Here is a 5,335-nt window from a genome sequence, read left to right on the forward strand (position 1 = left end):
CTCGTTGCGCAGCATGAGCTCCAGCCACGGGTACGGCTGGGCGCCGGCCATGCCGGCCGCGGACACCAGCGGGTCGGCGCCGGAGTCCTCGTAGCCGATCGCGGCGGCCTTGAGCACGGCGGCGTACTGGTCGGCGGTCTCGGTCGGCGTGGTCCAGGAGCCGGCGTTGACCTCGTTGAGGAACTCCCACGCCTCCACGCCGCGGTCGGCGAAGTAGGCGGCGGACTCCTTGGCGAAGTCGTAGACGGCGTTGAGGTTGTTCGGGAGCTTCTTGTCGCTGTCCCGGGTCCAGGCCGGCGCGCCGCCCATCATCTCCAGGATCTTGATGCCGGTGCCCTCGAGCGCCTGGGTCCAGCCGTCGGCGCGGACGTCCTTGGTGAAGTCGAACTGCCCCGCGGCCGGGTTGACCGCGCCCCACGAGACGCGCTCGCGGATCCAGGTGACGCCGGACAGGTCCATGGCACGGGCGAACGCGTCCCACTTGTCCGGCGGCAGCAGCAGGCCGCCGGCGACGTCGAGGGCGAACGGCGAGTCGGCCGGCTTCGTGCGGTCGGCGCCGGCCAGCACCACCGACGCCTGCGTGGTGACGGCGGCCGTGCCGGTCACCTGCGCGCTGATCGAGTAGTGGCCGATGTCCAGCGTCCCCGCGTCGATCGCGACGGACTCCGCACCCGCCGCGACGGGCAGCGTGCCCTGCGCGACCGTGGCCGACCAGTAGTCCCGCACGACGTAGCTCAGCTGCGTGGCCTGCGGCGCGGCGCCGTTGAGGGCGACGGTGAACGTGGCGGGCGACCCGTCCTCGATGACGTTGAGCGGGGCGCCGTCGGCGGTGATCGTCTGGACCTTCAGGTCGGTAGGTGTGAGCGTCAGGGCGTCGACGTACATGACGTACCTGGTGTCCAGCGCCCTGCGGTCGTCGACCCGGAACGTGAGGGTGTTCGCGCCGGCGGTCAGGTTCACGGTGCCCAGGCGGTACTTGGCGATCTCGGACGTGATCGTCGCGCCCTTGACCGCCTGCGTCACCGGCTCGAACGCGCCGTCGTTGACCTTGAGGTCGTAGGGCGAGGCCCAGGTCACGCCGGACGGGGGAGTGCTGGCGACCTCGAGCTGGTACAGGCCGTCCTCCGGCGCCGTCACCTCGTAGCTGGCGCGGTAGTCGCCGGTCGACGGCGCCGTGGTGGTCCACAGCTGCAGGAACCGGCCGCCGCTCATCCGCGCGTCGTCGACCACGCCCGGCGTGTAGGTGGTGGCAACCGCGTCCTCCGCCTCGACGACGAGGCCGTTCGCGGCCGCCTCGGGGGCGGCGAGCACCGCGAGCGGGAGCAGCGTGGCCGCCGCCGCGGCGAGTGCCCTCCGGATGCGGCCGTGGCGTTCGGTCCTGACTCTCATCGATCCCAGCTCCTCACCGGTGGACGCGCCAACGTGAACAGGGTGTGACGAGAGTGTGTCGGCGCGTGGTCGGCTCGCGCCATACACTGCGTGCCAGGCCTTTGCACGAAACGCTGAGCCGGGTCGATCGTTGCGACCTCGACCTACTTGTACGAAGCGCCGATCACACGCGGTGATGTGCCGAGAGGAGGCGGGCCATGGCGACGGACACCTACGCCGACTACTTCGACTTCGTCGTCACCGACATCGACTACGTCATCCAGCGCGAGCCGGACCCGGACTGGGGCGTGACGTCGATGGTGAACAGCAGCTCGTACATCCTCGCGTACGCGACCTCCGGGCTGGCGCACTACCGCTTCGACGGTCACGAGGACCTGCTGGTCCGCGAGGGCGACGTGCTGTTCTTCCCGAAGGGCATGGCGCACTCGGGGCACGCCGACGAGGAGCGGCCGTGGTCGTTCCTGTCCGTCGCGTTCGACGCGGAGGCCGGCGCCGGGAACGTCGACGAGCAGCTCTCGGTCGTCGACCACCTCAACCGCGGCTCGTTCGCCAGCCGGCTCTCGGCGCACTTCGCCGAGCTGCACCTCGCCTGGACGCAGCGCAAGCCCGGCTACCTCATCCGTTGCCGCGCCATCACGATGACGATCCTGCACGAGCTCATCCGGCAGCAGACGCTGCCGCACCTGGACAGCCCGCACGCCCGCGAGCTGATCACCGTCATCGAGCTGATGCGGGCGAACTACCGGCAGACCTACGCCGTCACCGACCTCGCGCACCGCGCCGGGCTCAGCCCGTCGCACTTCCGTGCGCTGTTCAAGCAGTTCACCGGCCTGACGGCGAAGGAGTACCAGCACCGCATCAAGATCGCCAAGGCGAAGGAGTTCATGCTCAGCGGCGAGTGCAACGTCACCCAGGCGGCCACCCGCGTCGGGTTCGCCGACATCTACTACTTCAGCCGGCTGTTCAAGAAGATCGACGGCCGCAACCCGTCGGAGCTCATCCGCCGCTGACGGCCGGCCGCTCAGACGTGCGCGTTCCGCGGACGCTCGACGACCGGCGGGTAGGGCGCCGGTTCGTGCCGCTCCTCGAACCGGTGCCGGCCGGCGGCCACCTCGTGCGCCGCGCCGCCGGGCAACCGTACGGTGGCGGTGCAGTTCGGCGGCACCTCGACGTCGAGGGTGAAGGCGTCGCCGTCCTGGCTCCAGCGCACCGAGGCCCGGCCGTACGGCGTCAGGTGCACCGCTCCGGCGCTGGTCAGGTCGCCGCCGGGCCGGGGTGCGACGACGAGGTGGCGGTAGCCGGGCGCGCCGGGGGCGAGGCCCGCCACCACGCGGTGCAGCCAGTCCGCGACCGCGCCGAGCGCGTAGTGGTTGAACGACGTCATCTCGCCGGGGTTGACGGTGCCGTCGGGCAGCATGCTGTCCCAGCGCTCCCAGATGGTCGTCGCGCCCATGGTCACCGGGTAGAGGAACGACGGGCACGACGTCTCCAGCAGCAGCCGGTACGCCACCTGCGTCGCGCCGGCGGTGCACAGGGCGTCGGCGATGAGCGGCGTGCCGACGAAGCCGGTGCCGATGCGGTAGCGGCCGTCGTGGACCAGCTCGACCAGCCGGCGCCCGGCGCGCTCGCGCTGCTCCGGCGTCTCCAGCAGGGCGAACTGCAGCGCCAGCGCGAACCCGGTCTGGGTGTCGCCGGCCAGCCGGCCGTTCGGCGTGACGTACTCGGCGGCGAAGGCGCGGCGGACGCGCGCCGCCAGGTCGGCGTACCGTTCCGACGCCGCGTGCTCGCCGATCAGGGCCGCGGCGTCGGCGAGGATCGCCGCCGAGCGGGCCAGGTAGGCGGTGGCCACGAGGGCCGGGTCGGTGCGCGCGGCGGCGGGGTCGTCCGGCGGCGCGCTGGGGTCGAGCCAGTCGCCGTACTGCCAGTCGCCGTCCCAGATGCCGCTCTCGCCGGCCCGCTCGGCGATGCCGTCGACCCAGGCCGTCATGCTCGGGAACTGGTCGCGCAGCAGTTGCAGGTCGCCGAAGCGCCGGTACAGCACCCACGGCACGACGACGGTGGCGTCGCCCCACGCGGCGGCGTCGTTCTTGTCGTCGAGCACGTTCGGGACGACGACCGGCGGCAGACGGTCCGGGGAGGCGAGCTGCTCGGCGGCGAGGTCGCGCAGCCAGGACGTGAGCGGGCCCGCGCAGTCGAACAGGAAGCTCGCCGCCGGTGCGAAGACCTGGAGGTCGCCGGTCCAGCCCAGCCGCTCGTCGCGCTGCGGGCAGTCGGTGGGGACATCGACGAGGTTGCCGCGCAGACTCCATACCACGTTCTCGTGCAGCCGTTCCAGCAGCGGCTCGGACGCCTCGAACCAGCCGGTGCGCTCGACATCCGTGTGGACGACGACCGCGGTGACGTCGTCCGCCGTCAGCTCGCCCGGCCAGCCGTCGACCTCGGCGTAGCGGAAGCCGTGGAACGTGAACCGCGGCTCCCACTCCTCGCCCTCCGGCCGACCGGCCAGCGTGTAGCGGTCGGTGGCGCGCGCGGTGCGCAGCGGGCGGACGCCCAGCTCGTCGTTCTCCAGCACCTCGGCGTGGCGCAGCGTGACGACGTGGCCGGCCGGCCCGCTGACCCGCAGCCGGACCCGGCCGACCAGGTTCTGCCCGAAGTCGACGATGGTGCGTCCGGATGGAGAGGTCAGGATGGCGGCCGGGCGCAGCACCTGGGTGCGGCGTACCGGCGGCCCGGTCGGCGCGACCAGGCGGGTCCGGTCGACCGGCGCGCGCCGGCTGCCGCTCCAGCCGGTGTCGTCGTACCCGGGCGCGGACCAGCCGGGCCGCTCCAGCCGTGCGTCGTAGGTCTCGCCGTCGTAGAGGCTCGCCTCGAGGATCGGCCCGGTGGCGCACCGCCAGGTCTCGTCGGTGCCGACGACGACGGTGCGGCCGTCGGCCAGCCGGACCTCGAGCTGGGCCAGCAGACCGGCGCGGTCGCCGTAGACGTTGCGCTTGGACTTCCAGGTCAGCCGCCCGCGGAACCAGCCCTCCGCCACGGTGGCGCCGAGCGCGTTCGGGCCCTCGCGCAGCAGGCCGGTCACGTCGTAGGTCTGGTAGCGCAGGCGGTGGTGGTAGCTCGTCCAGCCCGGCGCGAGCACCTGGTCGCCCACGACGGCGCCGTTGAGCTCGACCTCGTAGAGGCCGTGCGCGGTGGCGTACAGGCGGGCCGACTCGACCGGCCCGGGCAGCTCGAACTCGTGGCGGAACAGCGCCGGCGGATGCGAGCGGTCCGGCGCCTCGTCCCAGTCGGGGCCGATCAGCTGCGCCGTCCAGTCCGCGGCGTCGAGCAACCCGGCCTCGACGACGTGCCAGTCGCTCCAGGCCGACGGCTCGGCGCCGTCGTCGCCCCACACCCGGACCCGGACGCGACGCCGCTCCCGCGAGCGCAGCGGGGCGCCGGGCCACGGCACCAGGACGGACTCGGCTGAGTCCACCCGGCCGGACGACCACGTCGCGCCGGCGTCGCCGTCCACCATCTCGACCTCGTACGCCGCCTGCCGCCAGCCGGGCACGTCAGTGCTGGTCAGCCAGGACAGCCGCGGCCGTGGCTCACCGATTCCGAGGGGTTCCCGATGGTGCTCGAACCGCACCGACGTGATGTCCATGCCGCATATCGAATCGTTTCAAACGTGTGCCGTCAACCTTGCTGAGTGAGTGAGTCCGTTTGATCCTCAGTCCTCCTGATGTGTTAGCCGACGCCGAGATTGCCGACGCTGCGGCCTTGGAGATGCCGATGAATGCGTGGGGGCGTGTGCCGTGGTGTGGTGGTCAGGGTGGCGGCGTCGTCGTCACGGTGTCGTGGTCGGCAGGTGATGCCTTCGCGGCCGGTGAGGGGCCACGGCCGCGCGCGTGGCCGTCGGCACGATGCCGGCTCCATCGCGAACGCCAGCGACCTTCCCACCGGCACG

3 protein-coding genes are annotated in these 5,335 nt (G+C 72.4%); 1 reads left to right on the plus strand and 2 read right to left on the minus strand.

Annotated features, from left to right (window positions below; translation table 11 throughout):
- On the minus strand, positions 1 to 1,389 hold a 1,389-nt coding region (locus DY240_RS24320; RefSeq protein ID WP_147375498.1), incomplete at its 3' end, for a carbohydrate-binding protein.
- Between the two features lie 197 nt (positions 1,390 to 1,586).
- Here DY240_RS24320 and DY240_RS24325 point away from each other — a divergent pair.
- On the plus strand, positions 1,587 to 2,399 hold the full coding sequence (locus tag DY240_RS24325; protein ID WP_119662303.1) for a helix-turn-helix transcriptional regulator: 813 nt from the start codon (positions 1,587 to 1,589) through the stop codon (positions 2,397 to 2,399).
- An 11-nt stretch (positions 2,400 to 2,410) separates the two neighbouring features.
- Here DY240_RS24325 and DY240_RS24330 read toward each other — a convergent pair whose 3' ends face one another.
- Positions 2,411 to 5,032 (minus strand): glycoside hydrolase family 78 protein, encoded by a 2,622-nt coding sequence (locus tag DY240_RS24330; protein ID WP_119662304.1) that lies wholly within the window; start codon positions 5,030 to 5,032, stop codon positions 2,411 to 2,413.
- Between the last annotated feature and the right edge of the window lie 303 nt (positions 5,033 to 5,335).

Origin of the sequence: Jiangella rhizosphaerae (assembly GCF_003579925.1) — a bacterium.
Lineage (GTDB): Bacteria > Actinomycetota > Actinomycetes > Jiangellales > Jiangellaceae > Jiangella > Jiangella rhizosphaerae.